Annotated in this window: 1 protein-coding gene; it reads right to left on the reverse strand. The window is 71.3% G+C overall.

Annotated elements, in window-relative coordinates; all coding sequences use genetic code 11:
- Nucleotides 1-36: 36 nt before the first annotated feature.
- Nucleotides 37-265, reverse strand: a 229-nt coding sequence (locus tag JI667_RS21585) for a hypothetical protein (RefSeq protein WP_206858507.1), incomplete at its 5' end; no start/stop codon positions are given.

The following is a 265-nucleotide window of genomic DNA, read 5'->3' on the forward strand; positions in this document are numbered from 1 at the left end:
TCATCGCTACCCGGCGCACAAGATACCAGCCCAGCGTCATGATCCGGCCCGCTCGCTTCTCGGGGCGCCGATATCGCCACGCGCGCCCCGGACCCGCCGCGTGCGCGATCCCCAGGCGATCAGCGCCAGCGCCGTGGTCAGCGCGACAAAGAGCGGGGCAAGGCCCAGCCAGGCCAGCGAGGCCGAGCGCATCGCCGTACCCGCCACCGCGTTGTTGAGCATCTGCGCCACGGCCATCAGGGCCACCGCCAGCACCACTTCCTTC

The sequence above is a fragment of the Bacillus sp. NTK074B genome, assembly GCF_017303375.1.
GTDB lineage: Bacteria > Bacillota > Bacilli > Bacillales > Bacillaceae_B > Rossellomorea.